This is a genomic window from Emticicia soli, assembly GCF_037860775.1.
Taxonomy (GTDB): Bacteria; Bacteroidota; Bacteroidia; order Cytophagales; family Spirosomataceae; genus Emticicia; species Emticicia soli.
On the sequence record NZ_JBBEWC010000010.1, the window covers coordinates 161,531 to 182,153 of the forward strand.

General features: G+C 39.9%; 15 protein-coding genes. 3 read left to right on the plus strand and 12 right to left on the minus strand.

The window, feature by feature from the left end:
* Positions 1 to 11: 11 nt before the first annotated feature.
* A complete protein-coding gene (locus WAE64_RS17275; RefSeq protein ID WP_340238719.1) occupies positions 12 to 1,298 on the minus strand; it encodes a tail fiber domain-containing protein in 1,287 nt (428 codons plus the stop codon).
* Between the two features lie 434 nt (positions 1,299 to 1,732).
* Between WAE64_RS17275 and fsa the strand changes: the two genes are divergently transcribed.
* A complete protein-coding gene (gene fsa / locus WAE64_RS17280; protein WP_340238720.1) occupies positions 1,733 to 2,392 on the plus strand; it encodes a fructose-6-phosphate aldolase in 660 nt (219 codons plus the stop codon).
* A 35-nt stretch (positions 2,393 to 2,427) separates the two neighbouring features.
* The gene (locus tag WAE64_RS17285; RefSeq protein ID WP_340238722.1) at positions 2,428 to 3,153 is read left to right on the plus strand and encodes a cell division ATP-binding protein FtsE; all 726 of its coding nucleotides are present in this window, start codon (positions 2,428 to 2,430) and stop codon (positions 3,151 to 3,153) included.
* Positions 3,154 to 3,165: 12 nt separating this feature from the next.
* On the opposite strand, the gene WAE64_RS17290 is transcribed toward WAE64_RS17285, so the two are convergent.
* The gene (locus WAE64_RS17290; protein ID WP_340238724.1) at positions 3,166 to 3,870 is read right to left on the minus strand and encodes a hypothetical protein; all 705 of its coding nucleotides are present in this window, start codon (positions 3,868 to 3,870) and stop codon (positions 3,166 to 3,168) included.
* Between the two features lie 8 nt (positions 3,871 to 3,878).
* Complete coding sequence (gene porX, locus WAE64_RS17295; RefSeq protein WP_340238726.1) at positions 3,879 to 5,441, minus strand: T9SS response regulator signal transducer PorX; 1,563 nt, start codon at positions 5,439 to 5,441, stop codon at positions 3,879 to 3,881.
* 189 nt (positions 5,442 to 5,630) lie between these two features.
* On the opposite strand from porX, the gene WAE64_RS17300 reads away from it, so the two are divergent.
* The gene (locus WAE64_RS17300; RefSeq protein ID WP_340238728.1) at positions 5,631 to 6,548 is read left to right on the plus strand and encodes a YihY/virulence factor BrkB family protein; all 918 of its coding nucleotides are present in this window, start codon (positions 5,631 to 5,633) and stop codon (positions 6,546 to 6,548) included.
* 14 nt (positions 6,549 to 6,562) lie between these two features.
* Here the strand turns inward: WAE64_RS17300 and dapA are convergent, their stop codons facing one another.
* From dapA to WAE64_RS17345, 9 genes are all read right to left on the minus strand, one after another.
* A complete protein-coding gene (gene dapA, locus WAE64_RS17305) occupies positions 6,563 to 7,447 on the minus strand; it encodes a 4-hydroxy-tetrahydrodipicolinate synthase (RefSeq protein WP_340238730.1) in 885 nt (294 codons plus the stop codon).
* A gap of 96 nt (positions 7,448 to 7,543) precedes the next feature.
* Positions 7,544 to 8,818 (minus strand): serine hydrolase domain-containing protein, encoded by a 1,275-nt coding sequence (locus tag WAE64_RS17310; RefSeq protein ID WP_340238732.1) that lies wholly within the window; start codon positions 8,816 to 8,818, stop codon positions 7,544 to 7,546.
* A 120-nt stretch (positions 8,819 to 8,938) separates the two neighbouring features.
* Positions 8,939 to 9,379: a nuclear transport factor 2 family protein gene (locus WAE64_RS17315; protein WP_340238734.1), complete on the minus strand. Its 441-nt coding sequence runs from the start codon at positions 9,377 to 9,379 to the stop codon at positions 8,939 to 8,941.
* A 35-nt stretch (positions 9,380 to 9,414) separates the two neighbouring features.
* Entirely contained in the window at positions 9,415 to 10,710 is a 1,296-nt protein-coding gene (locus WAE64_RS17320) for an MFS transporter (protein WP_340238736.1), read from the minus strand.
* A gap of 60 nt (positions 10,711 to 10,770) precedes the next feature.
* The gene (locus WAE64_RS17325) at positions 10,771 to 13,308 is read right to left on the minus strand and encodes a glycosyl hydrolase (protein ID WP_340238738.1); all 2,538 of its coding nucleotides are present in this window, start codon (positions 13,306 to 13,308) and stop codon (positions 10,771 to 10,773) included.
* 12 nt (positions 13,309 to 13,320) lie between these two features.
* Complete coding sequence (gene uxaC, locus WAE64_RS17330; RefSeq protein ID WP_340238740.1) at positions 13,321 to 14,721, minus strand: glucuronate isomerase; 1,401 nt, start codon at positions 14,719 to 14,721, stop codon at positions 13,321 to 13,323.
* 202 nt (positions 14,722 to 14,923) lie between these two features.
* The gene (locus tag WAE64_RS17335; protein WP_340238741.1) at positions 14,924 to 16,837 is read right to left on the minus strand and encodes a glycoside hydrolase family 88 protein; all 1,914 of its coding nucleotides are present in this window, start codon (positions 16,835 to 16,837) and stop codon (positions 14,924 to 14,926) included.
* Between the two features lie 40 nt (positions 16,838 to 16,877).
* Positions 16,878 to 19,271: a glycoside hydrolase family 95 protein gene (locus tag WAE64_RS17340; RefSeq protein ID WP_340238743.1), complete on the minus strand. Its 2,394-nt coding sequence runs from the start codon at positions 19,269 to 19,271 to the stop codon at positions 16,878 to 16,880.
* A 28-nt stretch (positions 19,272 to 19,299) separates the two neighbouring features.
* Entirely contained in the window at positions 19,300 to 20,505 is a 1,206-nt protein-coding gene (locus tag WAE64_RS17345; RefSeq protein ID WP_340238745.1) for a DUF6786 family protein, read from the minus strand.
* Between the last annotated feature and the right edge of the window lie 118 nt (positions 20,506 to 20,623).

Sequence of the window (20,623 nt, forward strand, 5' to 3'; positions counted from 1 at the left end):
TTTTTTCGGGTTTATTTTTTATCTGCTTTTTTTTCTTCAGTAGTATTTACATCTTTAAGGTTCAAGGCTGCTTCCAGTCGGTCTAGCCTTGCATTTAAGGTTTCGTATTTGGCTAATTTGGCTTTTAGGTCTGTAATTTCGGCCTTTTGTTGTTCATTAATGCTTATTTGCTCTTTTATGCCTTGCAATAGAATCGGAATTAAGCCTACATAATTAACGGTTTTGAAACTTTCTTTATGGCCCGGAAAAGACGTTGGACTTACGAACGATGGTAGAGTCGTTTCAACTTCTTGTGCGATAAGGCCATATTGCAAATTACCTGAAAAGCCCATATCGCTATATTTATCAGTATTGTAATAAAAGGTTTTAGGCTTTAATGAACTGATAATGCCAGACATACTGCCCATATCTGCAATATTTCTCTTCAGCCTTTCGTCGGAAGGGGAAACGATTGCTCCTGGTAGAATCGCCCCTTTTACGAATAAAGAGTCTCGTACAAAGGCAAATCCTTCAACATGAAGGGTCGCTTGAGGATTAGCTGTACTCATACCTACAAACCCCTGTGCGTTAATATCAATACTGCTAGTTGGCGCACCAGGGCGAATACGGAAAGGTAAACGGCTACCACCTGTTACATCTCTCACAAAAAAATTGGTTTCATTACCGGCAACATCCCAAGTTTGAGCTGTAAAACCACCAGAGTTATTTTGCTCAAATCTTACAGCTGGTGTATCCCTTGTATTCATGTGTAAATCTAATACTGGAGTAGATGTACGGAAGCCAACCTTACCGTTTGAAGCCACAAAGAAACTATTTGTTGGGGCTGCTGCAATAATTTTAAATGGAGTTGTTGCTCCGGTTATATCATTTATGGCAAAATGATTAGTTCCGCCGTTTGCACTCTCATTTGCTTCAAGCTCCCAGTCATTTGCCGCAAATGAGCCAGTAAGGCTTGTGTCATCAAATCTTAGCCTTAGGTTATTTTCTTTTAGTATTACTGTACTATACCCAAAGTTTTCATTGTTTATACAGTCAAAGCCAAAACAGCCACTACCTTGTACAATCAAATCGTCAGCTATTACCTGGTCGGCAATGCTTCGTTCTTTCAGCACACCCTTATTGCCTAAAGGGTCTTTTAGTAATTGCTGAGGTGTTTTTGTTTGCGAGTATACTTTTGGTACAACATACAAGTCAGAAGTTTTTGCGTTTTTTTTTGGACCTTGTGAAAAGGCTTTTTCTACTGTAACCAAGCAGAGAAACAAAACGCAGGGAAACACAATAGATAAGTTTTTTTTCATGGAAGTAAATTTAGAAGTTTAGACTTAAAAAGGTGATAATAAGGAAGCTAATGGAGTTGCTTGCTAACTTCAAAGTTAGATTATATGCGAATATAAGATTTATTTAGATATTACTTTCTATAAATAAATTTATTTAGTGGTTGTGGTGTATAATCTTGTTGTTTAAAGTAGTATTAGTCTTTTTTTTAAAACCATTTGTAAATGGATATTTTTTTTGTACCTTTGCAGCGGCAAATTACCAGCTCCTGCTGAATCCCCCAGGTCTTGACCGAAGCAAGGGTATTGTGGTTGAGCGGTGAATTTGCCTTTTTTTGTTTTCGGATTATTGCAACTATTCTAATATATACCACTGCTTTCATGTAACTAATCCCCCAAAGGCATGAAAGTCCTAACAAAGAGGTCCGTTTCGTGACGGATATGGGGTTATATGCTCTATGAAATTTTTTATTGATACTGCCTCTCTTAAAGAAATACAAGAAGCACAAGACCTTGGTGTGCTTGATGGTGTAACTACCAATCCGTCGTTGATGGCAAAAGAAGGAATCGCCGGAAAAGACAATGTAATGCGTCATTATAAAGCTATTTGTGAGATTGTAGACGGAGACGTAAGTGCAGAAGTAATCTCGACCAAATACGAAGAGATGATTAATGAAGGCGAAGAACTTGCAGAAATAGATGAACAAATAGTTGTGAAGATACCAATGATAAAAGATGGTATCAAGGCTATTAAATATTTTTCGGAAAGAGGTATTAAAACCAACTGTACATTGGTGTTCTCGCCGGGTCAGGCACTATTAGCTGCTAAAGCCGGTGCTACTTATGTATCGCCATTTGTTGGTCGTTTAGATGATATTTCAACCGATGGTATGACATTAATTGAAGACATTCGCCAGATTTATGATAACTACGGTTACGAAACACAAATCTTAGCGGCATCGGTACGCCACCCTATGCATATTATTCAATGTGCAAAAATCGGCTCTGATGTAATGACAGGCCCTCTTTCGGCTATCCTTGCGTTATTGAATCACCCGTTAACTGATAGCGGATTGGCTAAATTCTTGGCCGACCACGCAAAAGTTAATCAGAAATAAGCTTCTATAAGTGCTATTGAGCAGTTTTGCTGATTATGGCAAAACTGCTCAATATTGTCAGAAAATTACTCGCCCAATACATGGAACCTGTTATTTCGCTACAAAATGCTTATATTTATCAACGTGACCAACTGGTGCTGTCGGCGGTCAACTTTGTTATTCATAAAGGTGAATTTGTTTATCTGATTGGGCGAACAGGTAGCGGAAAATCTTCAGTATTACAGACATTGTATGCCGACCTTTGGCTTGAAAAAGGCACCGGAGTAGTGGCAGGCTATGAACTTCATGCGCTCAGACGCTCACAAATACCTTATCTAAGAAGAAATATCGGTATAGTTTTTCAGGATTTCCAGTTACTGGGCGATAGGAACGTAGAACGCAATCTGATGTTTTATCTGAAAGCTATGGGCTGGAAAGATAAAGAAGAAATGAAAGTCCGAATCAGCGAAGTATTGAGCCTGGTTAATCTGCCGAATATTCTTGAGAAAATGCCGCACCAATTATCAGGTGGCGAGCAGCAAAGGGTAGGTATTGCCCGTGCATTGCTCAATCAGCCTGAAATATTGCTTGCTGACGAACCTACGGGGAACCTTGACCCTGAGATGTCGGTCGAGATTCTGAAATTATTTATGGATATTAATGAGAAGTCGAATACGGCTGTGCTAATGGCTACGCACGATTTTGAGCTAATAGAACGCTTCCCTCGCCGTACTTTATATTGCGATAAAGGTCTTGTACAAGATTTATCAGAAAGTATATAAACCGCCCCTGATTTAATTAAATCCGGTTATTCCAATCTTAACTACCCATTGATTAGTAGTAGTAAGTACCTGCTTACTTTTATACTCAAAGTTGTTATCTATTTCTACCGAATTAGGGCGTATTATTTTAGTAGCTTCAGCCTGCTGATAATATATGCCAATATCAAGATAACTGTTTTGTAAACTGCCAAACAGTTTAAAGCCTACACCTACACCCAAGCCATAATTAGGCGTTACTTTTGTCCAGCGTTCTAAGGTTTCTGAATCTTCATCGTTCAATTGTTCAATTAAGCTTGTCTGGATAATCTTTGGCCCGGCGAATGCGTCAATGTAGGGGTTGATTTTTGAACTCCACAGAATAGGGCGATATCTGACTAATCCGTTTATCCAATACGAGGTGTTTGTAACCCTAAAATCACCACTATAGGTAGTTTTTACATCACCCCGGCCATCTCCCTGAAACCCCAGCTCGGCACCATAAAATACGGTAGAGGCTTTTTTTCGTCCATAAGGGTTAAATAATATGCCGCCTGTTAAACCAAATTTTGTACCGGCTTTATTACTTTCTTTCAATATATTCCGATAGTTTCCTACTGCATTGCCCAGATTCAGCGCAACAAAATAAGATAGCTTATCTTCTATATATTTAGGCTGTTGCTCTTGCGCAACAGCCTTTAATAGACTCGTACAAAAAATTAAACAAAGTATTACTCTCATTTTCGTTACTATTTCGCAGTCAGATACGCAAACGGAACTATCATTTCTTCTATCGAAATACCTCCATGCTGGAATGTATCTTTATAATGACTCACATAATGGTTATAATTATTCGGATACGCAAAGAAATAATCTTCCATTGTAAAGAAATAGGCCGTAGAAACATTAGGTTTTGGCAACATAAATAACTCTGGGCGGCGTACTACCAAAACGTGGTCGTCTTTATCGTCCAAGTTCAGGTTTTTACCTTGTTTATAACGTAAATTCGTATTTACGTTTCTATCACCCACAATTCTTTTAGGATGTCTTACCCGAATCATACCGTGGTCGGTTGTAATTACCAAGCGGCCTTTTTTCTCTGCGATTTTCTTTAGTAAATCTAACAAAGGCGAGTGCTCAATCCAGGACCTGGTAATAGAGCGATAAGCTGATTCGTCAGGGGCTAATTCTTTAATCATACCCATTTCGGTACGGGCATGCGAAAGCATATCTACAAAGTTATAAACTATGGCTATCAGTTGGTTTTTTAGTAGGTTGTTAAAATTATCAACCAAACTTTTACCTTGGCTTGTATTCAGAATTTTATGGTAAGAAAAACTGATATTCAGGCGGCTTTTGTCAATCTGGCGTTTCAAAAACTCTGCCTCGTTGTTGTTTAGGGCATCTTCTTTTTCGCCTTCATCATTTACCCAAAGGTCAGGGTGTTGCCTTGCCATGTCAGATGGCATCAAGCCCGAGAATATGGCATTACGTGCATACGAGGTAGCCGTTGGCAGAATAGCATAATAATCGCTTTCTTCTTCTACATTGAAGTAGTCATTAATTACTTCTTCAAGCACTTTCCATTGGTCGTAGCGCAAATTGTCAATCAGTAAGAAAAAGAGCGGAGAATTAGATTGCACGAGCGGGAAAACTTTTTTCTTCATCAACTGGTGCGAAAGCAAGGGTTTATCTGCTTTAGGGTCGTTGAGCCAGTCTTCGTAGTTTTCTTCTATAAACTTACAAAAATTAGAATTGGCTTCTGATTTTTGCATGCCAAATACTTCTTCCATGCTTTTATCTTCCGATTTATCGAGTTGAAGCTCCCAATAGATAAGTTTTTTGTAGATTTCGGCCCATTCCTGATGCCCGATGCGGTCGTTGTACTGCATGGCCAGGTTACGGAAGTCTTGCTGATAACCAAGATTAGTTTTTTCTGAAATGAGGCGTTTATTTTCAAGAATCTTCTTTACCGAGAGCAATATCTGGTTCGGATTCAGTGGTTTTATCAAGTAGTCAGCTATGTTTGAACCGATAGCATCTTCCATAATTCGCTCCTCTTCCGACTTCGTAATCATTACTACAGGCAAATTAGGTTTAATAACTTTAATCTGCGATAGTGTTTCAAGCCCTGTCATACCAGGCATCATTTCGTCTAGAAAAACCACATCAAAGCGTTCGGTTTCTACCTTGTCAATGGCATCGGCGCCACTTGGTACAGGTGTTACATCATAACCTTTGCCTTGTAGAAAAATAATGTATGGTTTTAGTAGGTCTATTTCGTCGTCTGCCCAGAGTATGTTATATCGCATAAGAATATCGGTTTATTAAAATTGTGTATTGCTAAAATGTAAAAACATGCACTTTTATTGCCTATACGCACGCTTAATTTTTGTTAAATTTATTGCTTGCAATATCGCTAAAATACATGAAAATCAGTATTATGGATAGTTAAATCAAGTAAATTTGTATTTTTGTAACAAACCAACAGAGTTTTTAATTTGAAACGACTTAAACATTTCCTTGAAAGTATCTATCTATGGAACACAACTGTTTCGCTGTACCATTTGTTGACAATTCTCTGGAAAAAAATTATAACTTTCGATATCGACCAGCGTGCGGCGTCGGTTTCGTATAGTTTTTTGCTGGCGGTTTTTCCGGGAATAATTTTCTTATTTACGCTTATTCCTTTCATTCCTATCAACCATCTCGATCGCCTGATTATGGGCTTTCTGGAAGATGCTATTCCTCGTGGAATTTATGAGAATATTGCGCTTACAATACAAGATATTGTGAGCAGAAAACGAAGCGATATATTGTCGTTCGGTTTTTTCTTTACTGTCTTTGCTGCTACCAATGGCATGATGGCTCTGATGCGTGCTTTTAATATGGCTCTGCATGTAAAAGAGAAACGTAATTATCTGAAAGCCAGATTAATGGCGCTTTTCTTGACCGTATTATTAATAATAGTAATGGTATGTGCTGTGGTGGTGTTAATCGTAGGTAGAATCTTTATTGATTTTCTGTTTGCAAAAGGTTTGCTGAACGAAAATTTTACCTTCTATTTATTTCAGATAGTGCGATACGGAGGTATCTTTCTGATTTTCTATTTTGGGGTATGTGTAATTTATTATTTTGCCCCTGCGGTGCACAAAAAACTGAAATTTTTTAACATGGGTGCGTTCATCGCTTCTTTCTTGGGTATTCTGGCTACAAACCTTTTTTCGTTTTATCTGGCAAATTTCAACTCTTACAACAAATTGTATGGTTCTATTGGTACACTGATTGCCCTGATGGTATGGTTGTATCTGATTGCCTTGATTCTGATACTGGGTTTTGAAATCAATATTTCGGTGCGAGATGCACTCTATTTCTATAGAAACGAAAAAGGTGAGTTAGACTCACCTTTAGACGAATAATCTATATATCGTGCTTATTGCCAGAAGCCTTCGGCAATCATGGCTTTTTCTAGTTTTTCACCTAGAGCATGGCTGGCTTTTACTAAGGGCAAGCGTGCTTCTGAACTACAGATGCCTTTAATTTCAAGGCATTTTTTGATACCTACCGGATTCGACTCTGTGTAAAGCAAAGTATCAAAATCTACAAATCTTCTTTGTAAGTCGGCGGCTTTCTTGAAATCACCATTCAATGCAGCCCAGGTCATTTCACCAAACTCTTTCGGGAATGCATTGGCAATTACTGAAATAACACCTTTGAAACCCACGCTAATAGAAGTAGTAACCAGGTTATCATCACCTGATAACAGAAGAAAATCTTCTGGGCAACGTTTGGCTAGTTCTAGTGCGTTTTCAATAGTGCTGGCATCTTTTATACCAATAATATTCGGGTGTTTTGCTAACTCAACTACGGTTGGTATTTGCAGGTGAATAACCGTGCGGCCTGGTACATTGTACAACAAAACAGGCACCGGAGATGCATCTGCAATGGCTGTAAAGTGAGCAATTAAACCAGCCTGTGAAGGCTTATTATAATATGGACAAACCGATAGAATAGCTGTAACACCTTCTAAATCAGTTGTTTTGATGGTTTCTAAAACTGCTTTAGTGTTGTTGCCACCTAAGCCAAAAACAATCGGAAGATTCTTAGGGTTGTTTTCCTTAGTGTACTTTAATAAATCGGCCTTTTCTTTGGTAGTAGTAGTAGATGTTTCGCCTGTTGTACCTTGTACAACAAAGTAATCTACCCCGCCTGTGCTTGTAAAGTCGAGCAGCCTGCCGTAAGCCTCAAAATCAACTTCGTGCTGTTCATCAAATGGTGTTATTAAAGCTACACCTACTCCTTCTAACGGATGTGCCATTTTTTATTGAAATAATAGAATTGACGTGAAGGGCAAAGGTCGTTAGAAAATCGGACTTTGTAAAACGATTTTTTAAATCATTGCCCATTGAAATATTTATAAAAGTGCCTGATATACCAAAATTCTGAATTTTCTTACAATTTCAGAATAATGTGCATAAGGCTGAACATTGGTAAATACCAACAGAATCAAATCTTCTTTAGGGTCGATGGTGTATTCTGAACAATACATTCCTCCCCATGTAAGCGAACCCGGCGTAGCGTTATCTCCATAATGAGATTCGGGCGTAATAATCTGTAAACCAAGCCCAAATTTATCTTGTCTGTCCCATACAAAACTTTCGCCTATCTGGTTGCGTGCCATTAGGTCTACGCTGCTTTTACTTAATAGCCTTTTGCCATTAAACTCACCTTTGTTCAAAATAAACTGGCAGATTTTGGCATAGTCCTGAATTGTACTCACTAAACCCGCACCACCCGAAAAATAGGTTTTTTGCCCACTTATGGCATATTTACGGTAGGTTTCGTTGTTATGAAGGCTAAGTTTATCGGTAGTACTACCTTTAGAATATAATTCAACCAATCGATTAGCTTTATCGGCAGGCAGATAAAAATATGTATCGTTCATACCCAAAGGGCCGAGAACTTTTTTATTCAGGTATTCATCAAACGGCATCCCTGAAAGTATTTCAATCAAGCGGCCGATAACATCTGTATTCAAACCATAAGTAAACTGTGTGCCGGGGTCTGACAGGAGCGGACGAGCGGCTATTTTGTCTACTACATCTTTCAGTACATCGTTGTCAGCAGAGCAGAAAAATGGTACTTTGAATGCAGGTAAATCTTGCAAAGGGTGCTCGTACGGAATACCTGCCGAATGGCTCAATAATTGGCGTATAGTAATGGCTGATTTGGCAGGGCGAGTAATATACTTGCTGCGGTCTTTCTCGTCGTAACTTACCAAGACTTTGGCATCTTTGAATGATGGAATGTACTTAGAGATAGGTTCGTCAAGAAAAAACTTACCCTCTTCAAATAACATCATCAGGCCAATAGTAGAAATAAGTTTTGACTGAGAGGCGATACGGAAAATATCGTCTTTTTTTAATGGTGTTTTGCTTTCCAGATTACTAAAACCAAAGGCTTTTTCGTGCACAATTTTGCCTTTGCGAGCAACCAAAGTAACGACATTTGGTGCAATGCCTTTATCAACAATATCCTGAAAATGAGCGTCGAGCCTCTTTAACCTTTCGCTCGAAAAACCAACTTCTTCGGCTGTTTTGGCTTGTGTGAGTACCTGGGGTATTTGTGCATTTACGCATGTCAGTAAAAAAAGTAGGAGGAATCCCGATAAAGAAGCTAATTTCTTCATTTTATAATTATGAATAGGTCTGTTTAGGTGTACTTTGCTAAATGCAAGAATGGTTTTACCACCCCCAAAAACTCCGGATAATGGTAAAACCAGTAATTATGCTTAGAATAAAAATAGAAACTACTTTGCCAGTTTAGACGACTGCCACGAGTTTAATTGCCAGCCTTTTTTACTATCTTTCACATAAACAACCAGATAGCGCAGGTGTAATAGCGTTGGCTTACCATCAACAGGTGGTTGAGTAATCATAACTGTGCCGTTTACTACAGCCGTTTGCCCTTTGTTATAGGCTCTTACTGTAAGCTCTTCAATGTCTACTTTTGAGTAAACACTACTGCCATTTAAAACCGAAGCTATGTAGGCCTCTTTATTATCGGTTTTGCCGCTTGAGTGTACATACACCAAGTCATCGGCAAAGATTTTATTCATATAATCGGCATCTTTGGCAACCTGCGCAGCAAAACGCTTTTTCTCTAAATCTTCGATAGTGGCTTTTATATCTTGCCCGAACAAAAACTGGCTGACCAATAAAAACAGCCCTAATACAATTAATTTTTTCATACTAAATTATCATTCTTTAGGTTAAAAGAATCTTATTACAGTTCTACTTTCTTCATTTTTGGTACTAATATGTGCATAATCAGCCACGCCAAAAGATACGCCCCACCACAAATACAGAACATGATGAAGTATCCGGTTTGTATCTGCCCGATTTTGGTGTAGTACACAAACATATTTTTTTGTACCAACCATGTAAGCAAAATACCTCCTAAACCACCAAACATACCACCAATGCCGGTTACTGAGCCAGTGGCTTTTTTAGGGAACATATCAGATACGGTAGTAAAAATATTGGCGCTCCATGCCTGGTGAGCAGATGCTGCAATACCGATTACCAATACAGCGAGCCACATATTAATGGCTCCTAGATATTGAGATAGCAATACCGGTAGTACAGCAATTGCATAGATGAGCATACTTGTTTTACGGGCTTTAAAGGCAGGCCAGTTTTTATTGATAAGGTTCATAGGTAGCCATCCGCCAAAGATACTGCCCACACTACCAATGATATAAACAAATGCCGACGGCCAAACGATTTCGGTAGATTTCAGGTGGTATTCTTTCATTAAGAAATCTGGTAGCCAGAATAGGTAAAACCACCAAACGGGGTCGGTAAGGAATTTGCCTATAGCAAATGCCCACGTTTGAGGGAAAGTTAAAAGTTTACCCCACGAAACACTTTCTTTTGTGGCAGGTTCTGATTTGTCAGAATTGATATAATCAAACTCGGCTTTTGATAAACGTGCTTGTTTTTCGGGTACTTCGTAGTAAATAAACCATAAAATAAGCCAGATAAAACCGATTGCGCCTGTAAGAATAAAAGCCCATTGCCAACCCCATTGCTCAGCAATGAATGGCACTGAAAGTGGCACAATAATAGCGCCGATGTTTGTACCAGAGTTAAAGAAACCCGTAGCCAAAGCTCTTTCTTTTTGAGGGAACCATTCGGCTACTGATTTGATGGCCGCAGGGAAATTTCCGGCTTCTGTTGCGCCTAAAAAAACACGGGCAACAATAAAACCTAACGTTCCGGTACAAAAAGCGTGTGCTACGGCTGCTACGCTCCAAAGACCTGTTGCGATAGCATAACCTAATTTTGTTCCGAATTTGTCAATGAATCCGCCTGCAAAAAACATCCCGAAGGCATAGGCAAACTTAAAAGCGATTTCGATATTAGAGTAGTCGATAACTTCTTGTTCGGGTGTCCAGTTGAATGCTGCTGCCAGGTACGGTTTTAAATAACTAATAACGTTTCGGTCGAGGTAATTAATAGTGGTTGCAAGAAACAGTAGACTACAGATAGTCCAACGATACTTTCCGATTTTTTCCATAGTTAATAGGGTTAAAAAGATTAGGCGCTGAAAAGAGGTTGAGGCTTTTCAGAGAGGGATTTACTCCTCAAAAATTAATTGTACTTTGCCAAGAAGACCTGACGGAACGGGCTCCCACTTTGCGGCATTAAAGGGTTGATAACGGATGTCCACCATGTTGGTGTCATAAAATTTCTTCCAATTTACTCCTGTTTTATCTAAATACCTAATTCGGTTAGCTGATAAATTGCTTACTTCTATTTCTAATTTGTTGCTTGTACTTAACATATCGGCTGTAAAAGGTACTCTGAACGGTAAAGACCAATATTTACCCAAGTCTGTGCCATTGAGTTTTACAGTAGCCATTTCTCGCACATCGCCAAGGTCTATCCAGCCGTTTTTAATCTGCGATTTATCAAGGTCGAAACTTAATTGATAGCGAGCCGTACCACTGAAATACTGCGCAGTAGTATCACTAAGATTCACCCACGATTGCAAGCTGTCGGTCTGAAAGGAATGAGGGATAAAAGGATGTCCTTTGATAAAATCTACTTTCCATTGGCCTTTAAGTACAATGGTTTCGCCTGTATTTTTCTGATTATAAGTTTTTTCGCCAGCAGGCTTTTGTGTCAATGCTTCAATAAAGACACTTTGTCCACCATAAAGCGTAAGTGGTATTTCTATCAGATTCGGAGCAATTCGTTTGAAGCTCACCAGTCCGTTTTTTTGATGGAGCGGGTCTGATATTCTGATGGCTTGTGCTGATGTAGCTAACTGGATTTTTCCATTCTGATACTGCTTACCTAAATTGCTGACAAAATAGAGTGTGCCTTTAGCAGTTTTCTTGCGGATAAACGACAGTCCTAACTCAGACATATTCTCTTGTCTGATTCCGGCAGATTTTAAGCTTGAGACAATATCTGAACTAAGATTCTTGCTCAATTTCGGTAGTAATGCCTCAAACTGTGCTTGGTGTTTTTCCCAATCTTTAAAACCTGTGGTAGATTTTGGTAATTGGTCAATAAAAAATACCTGAATACCGGCACTTTTGTATTTCTCTAATAATGCCAATGTAGCCAAAGGAAGGTATTTTACAGGCGGAACAACGATTGCTTTGTAGTTTTGCTTGCCTTGTGTAATCAATTGCTTATTACTAGCCTGAGCGTTTTTTAATTGTAAATCAGAGATAAAATCGAAACTATAGCCTTGTGCCATGAGTGTTTTACATAAATCGCCAAAGGCTGATTTTGGTTTTAGCATACCATCTCGCATGATGGCATGCACATCAATTGCATGGGTTTTGGCCTTGTTGCCAACCGACTGCCAAAGGTCATAGAAAGGAAAATACATCAGAATATCGTTATCAGGCTTGCTGTTTTGCAGTTTTGCCTGACAACGGGCAATGTAATTATTCAATTCGGGCAGATATTCCCAGAAATGGCTTTGTTGGTTAAAATTGGTAGAAGCATAAAACAACCAACCCGGAAACGGTTCATTTGGTGGTGAGTAAGGCAGCCCATGATAAAAAACATGGTTTACGCCACCAATAAACGATTCATCGATAATTGGTTTTACCTGCGCAAGCGATACCTTAAAATGGTTGCCAAGCCAGGTTGCTGTTTCAGAACTAACTAATTTCTTGCCAGTTACATGCGCTACCGATGAAGCTAATTTTACCACGAGTGCATCGGGCAAACCAAAGCGATTTTCTTCGTAGTCAGGGTCTATGCGTGAAAGCGGAATGTCGTAGGGCTTACTACCAAAAAACTCTGTTTCGGGTATGTCGGCAATGGCGTATAAATCTAAGATATTAGCCGGAGAACCATGTGCTTCGTTACGGGTAATTTTGCCTTGCTGCTTCGACCAATTTATCCATGTTTTGGTGAAATCGTCACGCAAAATATCTGATAAGGTTTCGTTGTAATCTCCCCAGATAAGTTTTTCTCTTTCGGTTTCGGCTTTTTCTTTAGCTAATACATCAAGGTGGTCTTGCAAATCGTAGCCTCTTAGTTCTTTAAAACGCTGAAAGAAATTAACCGTCCAGTTGGCACCATAAACCTCGTAAGAATCATTATAAAAAGCACGGACAGGATAATTCTTCTGCCCGAATGCTTCTTTGAATGTCTGTAAATAACGCTCTACGGCCTCTTTATTAAAATGGTCAACTACCAAGCCTTCTCCGCCCGGTGCAGCCCTTTTTACTTTTTGATTGGTAGGCGAAAATGTTAGCGTATATTTCCCGTTTTGTTCTTCTACTTTAAATGCCTGTGCGGCATCTTGTGGCGAAACACTTTTACCACCAAATGGCCAACCTGTACCTAAGGTGAGGTCGATACCCAGATTGTTTTTCCTGGCTTCTTGCAAGGTAAAATCAAGCATTTCGAGCCATTCTGTTGATAAAAACGGCAGAAACTTGCTTTCTTCACCCTTTACACCATAAATAGGTATAATGTGCATACCGCCAAAACCCGCTTTGGCATATTCTTGCAAATTTTGCGTGATTCCCTCTTTAGTAACGGCACTACCCATCCACCACCAATAAGCCCAAGGCTTGTTGGTAGATACTTGCGCAGATACCTGGCAGGTAATGAAGCAAAAAAGAATCACAAAGCGTTTCATATTGCTCTTTAATTACCAGCCAAAGTAATTTTTGGCGTTGTTGTAACAAATATTCTGTATGGTTTCACCAATCCAAGGTATATCATTAGGCAGTTCACCGTTTTCGATGTCGTTACCATAGATGTTACAAAGGATTCGGCGGAAATATTCGTGGCGAGGGAATGATAAGAAACTGCGTGAGTCGGTAAGCATACCAATGAAACGGCTCAGAAGCCCCATGTTTGAGAGTGCATTGATTTGTTTTTCCATGCCATCTTTCTGGTCGAGGAACCACCAGCCTGAACCAAATTGTACTTTACCTGCCATTGAACCATCGTTGAAATTACCAACCATTGTGGCAATCAATTCATTATCTCTAGGATTCAGGTTGTAAATAATGGTTTTAGCTAATTGGTCGTATTCGTCAAGCTTGCCTAAGAATTTAGATAAAGCAGAAGCCTGCGACCAGTCCCCGATTGAGTCCCAACCAGTATCTGGGCCTAGCACACGCATGGCACGTTTGTTATTGTTGCGCAAAGCACCGAGGTGGAATTGCTGTGTCCAGCCCAATTCGGCATACATTTTACCTAATTCGTGCAGAATAGCCGATTTGAAAACAACTGCTTCGGCTTCTGAAAGCGTTTTACCCGAAATAGCATTTTTGAATGCACTATCGGCTGTTTCCGGTGTGAAATCAGCGGCATATATTTGTTCTAAACCGTGGTCAGAGATTTGTCCGCCTTGTGAAGCGAAGAAATCAGCTCTTTGGCGAAGGGCCTTTAGTAAATCTTCAAAAGATTGTATTTCGAAATTAACGATTGCACCTAGTTTCTGGATATAAGTCGGGAAATTAGGATTATCAATCAGAATGAATTTATCTGGTCTGAACGCTGGGAGCACTTTTACGTCATAATCGCCAGCCTCTCTTAATTGCTGATGATATTCCAGACTATCGAGTGGGTCGTCGGTACTACAAACCACTTTTACATTCATTTTATTCAATAGATTTCTTACCGAAAACTCAGGCGAATTGATTTTCTCTGAGCTGATGTCGTAAATCTTTTTGGCCGTTGCAGGGCTTAAAGTCTCTTTTATATCGAAATAACGCTGTAACTCAAGGTGTGTCCAATGATACAATGGATTACGCATAGTATAAGGCACAGTTTCTGCCCATTTCTCAAACTTCTCGTAGTCAGAGGCATCGCCCGTACAATATTTTTCATTAATACCATTGGTACGCATGGCACGCCATTTATAGTGGTCGCCATAGAGCCATATTTCTGTTATATTCTTGAATACCTTATCGCTCAGAATCTGGTCTGGTGGCAAGTGATTATGGTAATCAATGATAGGCATATCTTTCGCAAACTCGTGGTAGAGGGTGCGAGCAGTTTTGGTTTGCAGTAAAAAATCTTCGTCTAAAAACGGTTTCATGCGCTCTGGAAGGGTGAATTTTAGAGATTGGCTATAAGAATATTTCTGTCCTTTTAGCAGTTCTCTGATTTTTAGAAATATTTATTCAGCAAAACTATTTAGTTTCGATTAATTTATTCTGCCCTAATTTTTCTTTTTTTAATACTATTTTGACAAAAAGGAAATACTCAGTGGTATTTAAATAATTAGTTAAGTCAATAAACTACTTCTTAGGGCTTTGTTGCAACAACCACGTAGCTAAATCTTTAGCAGCGCTGAAATTCTCATACACAATCGGGATACGTCGGCCATCTGTATACTCATTGTATAGCCAAGGGTCACCAACGGCAAACACCGTTCCTTTTCCGACTTTGGCAGTAGCAATAATCACTTCGCCTTTCTCGGTTAATATTGACTTAGCCGTGCCGCTGAGCGCAAGCGGTGCAAGCTCTTTGATATAAACGGCTTTGGTATTTTTGAACACAGGATTATTAGCAGCAATATCAAGTCGCCCTTGTTCCCATTGTGTGCCTTGCACCATGTTTATGTTTTTAGGCAAAAACTGAATCCCAAACTCTTTAGCTAGTAGATTAAAGTTTTTGTGTTCGCAGTTGGCAGTATCGTTGGCCATCATTACCAAGGTACCTCCATTCTTTACCCAATTGCTGATATTTTTAATATCATTGGCCTGAATAAAATTAGGCTTTGCTGTTTCTTTTTTGGTATCAGGGTCAACAATGATATACACATTTATGTCTTTCAGATTTTCGGCTGTCGGGGCGGCTTTAATAGTAGTTGTGCGTGCCCCTAATTCATTAAAAATATTACCCCATACCCAGAAACCCGAATGCATGCGGTCGTCCCATGTGTAGTGGAAATTCTCCTGATTGCCATTTATATCTTTTCTGAACTCATTGTTAAAATGCCCATCAACGGCTACAATTTTGCCTTTGCCCAAGGCATTTTCGTTGGCTATTTCCATTTCAACACTTGCAAAAATAAATGGTCCAACGCCTTTCAAATCGTTCTTACGGATAGGCTCGCTCAGGTAATATTCATACGAACCATCACGGTAAGGGTTGCCGCCCAAACCACCCACACTAACAGTTTTGTTAAGGCTGATGGTACCATCTTTTTCTTTTTCTACAAATTCTTTCAATATGCCTGCATAACCTTTTTTAGCTGCTGCAAGGTATTTAGCATCTAAATAACCTTGACGAACGCCTTTGGCTAAGGCATACACAAACATACACGAGCCCGAAGCCTCAAAATAGTTGCCTTTGCGTGTACCTTGAGTGGTCATTTGGTACCATACGCCACTTTTAACGTCCTGGTATTTCACCAGGGCAGGGGCAAGGCGTTGCAAGTATTTGATAAGATTAGCTTTTTCGGAGTGATATTCAGGGAAATAATCCAAGACATCAACCAAAGCCATTGCATACCAACCAATGGCACGACTCCAGAAATGTGGCGAAAGACCGGTTTTTTTATCGGCCCATTTTTGCTCACGGCTCTCGTCGTAACCATGATAAATCAGGCCTGTTTGTTCGTCTACGGCGTGCTTTTCAATCAATGCAAATTGTTTGGCAATGTCATCAAAATGCTCAGTTTTATTAAAAAGCTTGCTGTACTCTGCTGCAAAGGGTTCGCACATAAACAGGCCGTCGAGCCACATCTGGTTGGGGTAGCGTTGTTTGTGCCAATAGCCACCCTCTTTGGTTTTAGGCTGATTTTCGATTTGTTTCCACAACAAATGCGCAGCTTTGATATATTTTTCTTTATCTGGTTGCGTCTGCTGTGCAAGCATCAACAATTCTCTTCCCGTCGGAATATTATCAAGATTGAAATCATTATAGGCATAGGTACGAATACTACCATCTTTCTGCACGTAGCGGTCCATGTCTTTGCGTATGTACTCAAAGTACTTACCGTCTCCGGTACGATACCATACTTTTTCAAGTCCTTTTAGTACTAAGCCTTGTTCGTAATCCCATCCGGCAGGTTTATTGGGTTTTACAGTAATAGAATCTTTGTGCCATGTCATAAAAGACTCAGCCATTTGCACCGAATAAGGCTTTTGCGCTACGCTTGTTAAGCTGGCAAAAGAAAGAATAGCAATTAGTTTTTTCGTATTCATGTTAAGAAAATATCTATAAATGATTCAGAACCGAACAGGCTTACAGAGTTACATTAAGTTTTTGCCCTGCTTTCAAGGTAATCTTTTTTGATTTTTTACCGTTGATAATCGTGGTTTGTCCGCCTTGTTTCGAATATATCGTCAGTGTTTTAATGTTTTTATTAGCCCAGGTCATAGCAATTTCAAAACCACCTCTGGCACATAAACCTTTTACCGAGCCGCTTGCCCATTCGTCGGGTAGGGCAGGTAAGAGACGAATCTGATTTTCGTCTGATTGCACCAACATTTCGGCTACGGCCGCTGCTCCACCAAAATTGCCATCAATCTGGAAAGGAGGGTGGGCATCAAATAAGTTAGGATAAGTACCACCACCACGGGCATAATTGGTTTTTACGCCATCAGGCTCTACATAGTGTAACAATTCACGATACATTTTATAGGCATGGTTACCGTCCCAAAGTCTTGCCCAAAGATTAATCCGCCAGCCTTTCGACCAGCCTGTTGTTTCATCGCCTTTAATTTCTAGCGTTGTACGGCAGGCATCGGCTAATAAAGGTGTTTTCTCAGGAGTAATATGGTTACCCGGAAACAAGCCAAACAAATGAGACTGATGGCGGTGTTTTGGGTCTTCGTCTTCCCAGTCATAATACCATTCTTGCAGATTCCCTTTTTTACCAATCTGGTAAGGATATAATTTCGCTAATGCTTGTTCAAGTTTCGCTCTGAATTCGGCATCGGTATTTAATAATTTAGAGGCTTTTATAGTCTGCTCAAAGCATTCTCTAATCATGGCAAGGTCGGCAGTAGCGCCATAAAGTGTAGCACCTTTGTAGCCTGTTGAGGTAACATATTTGTTTTCGGGAGAAGTAGATGGCGAGGTAACCAGATGCCCGTTTTTATCTTCTACCAGAAACTCAAGGCAAAACTGTGCTGCACCACGCATAAGCTCATAGCCTTCGTTTTTCAAGAAGTTGAGGTCTTTTGTGAAAATGTAGTGCTCCCATAAGTGGGTGCTTAGCCATGTGCCGCCCATCGTCCAGTTGGCCCATACGGGGTCGCCTTTACCAAAATCACCCACCGGATTACTCATAGCCCATATATCAGAGTTGTGGGCTACCGTCCAGCCATTTACGCCGTAAAAGGTTTTAGCCGTAACTTTTCCTGTTTCTGATGCATTTTTGATGAATCCTAAAAGCGGCCTGTGCATTTCAGATAAGTTGGTGTTTTCGGCTAACCAGTAATTCTCTTCAGCATTAATATTGGTTGTGTAATTGCTACTCCAAGGCGGACGCATATATGGGTTCCAGATACCTTGTAAGTTAGCAGGAACACCATTTGTACGGGAGCTACTGATTAACAAATAGCGGCCGTATTGGAAATACAACACTTCAAGCACTTTGTCTTCTTTGCCTTCTGCATAGCGTCTTAGTCGTTCGTCGGTTGGTAGAACAGGGGCATTGGTTTGCCCTAAATTCAAGCTAACCCGATTGAAAAACGATTGATAGTCTTTGATATGCACCTGTTTTAGCTGCGTATATGTTTTGGCAAAAGCTTTAGCAAGGTTAGCGGCTGCTATTGCTTGATTATCGAGCCCTTCGGTAGCAGGGTTTTTATCAAAACCATTGAAACTGGTAGCTATTGCAACAAAAATCAGCGCATCTGTTCCATTTTTAATGCCTATGGTGCTATCGGTGTTTACTACTGTGCCGCCGCCGTTATTTTTGATTTTGGCCAGGGTAGTAAAGCGTGTGCCTTTGGTTTCGTCAAACACCACGGCATCGGGTATATTTACATAATTAGGCGCAGCTTTTATGGGCGCATAACCATCTACTTTTAGCAAGTCAGCAGTGCCGACAGCTTTGTTTTTTAGTAAACTGTTGAATTTTACCTCAAAGTTTAGTGCTCCCGGTTTACTACTGCTCAATTTAATGACCATAACCTGGTCAGGGTGCGATACAAAGTATTCTCTGGTGTATTTCACACCATTTATTTCGTAAGTAGTTTTAGATATAGCATCGCTAATGTTTAACTCACGGTAGTAATTCTGAGCTTCGTCTGTATTGCCAAAATTAATGTACATAGTGCCTAACGGCGCAAACGACTCTGAATATTTGCCTTGGATATTACGATAAAGTTTGTCTGCTAACTGGTAATCTTCGTTTTTCAATGCCTCTCTGATAGCCGGAATATGCTTGTAGGCTTCGGGATTCATATTGGCATTTACTGGCTCGCCCGACCACAGTGTGGCATCGTTCAGATAAATTTTGTCTGACTGCACACCACCAAAGACCGTAGCGCCTAGTTTACCATTGCCCAGCACCAGTGTTTCTTCAAAATATTGTGCAGGTTTTTTGTACCATAGCGTTTTATCGGCCTGTGCATAGCTGATGTTTGTAATTGTAAAGAGTAGTAGTAGTAATCTGTATTTTTTCATGGATTGGAGTTTGTGTTTACTGATAGCTTCAAAGTTTAGGGACTTCTGATAAACTGATGCCTAATAGTTTTTTGCTAATAGTATCAAGGGTGTTTTCTGCTCCTTCAAAATGGAAGGTACGTTGGGTATGCGTAAGGGTTTCGTTGCGTTTTAAGGCAATGGCCGGCGACGAGGTCTCTAACTCATAGAACTGCCCCATTTGCGAGCCTGAATCGTTTTTACCATCGTTATAGGCATTAATGGCATCACCTTTATAAGGGTTTTTCTGAATCTCCCACATTGAGTTTACATAGTCGGTTTCGCCTTTATAATCAAACTGAACGATTGTCAGAATTTTATGCTCGGCATCGTAACTTCCTGCTACCGGTTTTAGAGCCTGCGGCGGAACGCCAAGTTTACCTCTCGATTGCGCATCAGCCTTAAAAAATAGAATATCATCCTTCTTTACTAATCGCTCGGCAGGTATTTTGCCAAAATACGCATCATTAATCTCGTTAGCTTTGCCAGATTGGTAAGGAATAATGATTGTATTTTGTGGTGATGCCTTCATCATACCCAGAAGCCAAATTGAAAGTACACCTTTCGACTTGTCCCAATCTTCGGTTCCGGTGTTTTTTAGTGCATTTTTAGTTTGATAGCCAACCCACGCTACATCGTTCAATGGTACACCCAAGAGTTTTTCAACATCTGTCTTGCTCAATAAACTGATTTCACGATTCAGGTTTACTTTAAACTTAGTACCCGAATAGTTTTCAAGTTCCATATCTTTTGTAAAAACTGCTTTGTTGGCTTGTTTTTCTACCAAATCATAAGAAACCGTATCTATTTCGGCAGGGGTTTGCCAGTTGGCAAAATCGAAAGAAGTACCTTTTTTGAAGAACACTGAATATTGCCCACCTTCCGGGCCAAACCAGAAGCGTTCTTCTCCTCCGAAGGCGTTCATGTGGGGTGTCAACTTCCCTGAGGCAATTACGTCATGGTTTATCCAGCCATAACTAAAGCCGCTCATGCCTTTACCCGAACTAGTCATAACACGTGCCTGATAGTCGCCAACAATGGCTACCTTCATGCTATCTTGTTCTAATAATACTACATCTTTGTGTTTTTTAAGAAAATCATAATCGTAACCAAAAGTCTCCTCTGCTTTCATTGTGGTTTGTGTTTCATTGGTCTTCTTGTTGGAATTGCAAGCTAGCGTAGCTACTACCAACAATGGTAAAAGGATATTTTTCATCTGAAAGTTAGAGTATGTTTAAAAATTATTTTTCGACTTACAAAGGCAGTTTTTTTAGCTATACTGCGTTGCATTTTTTCGATCGCAGCGGCGCACCGTGTAGCTGCAGGCTACATCT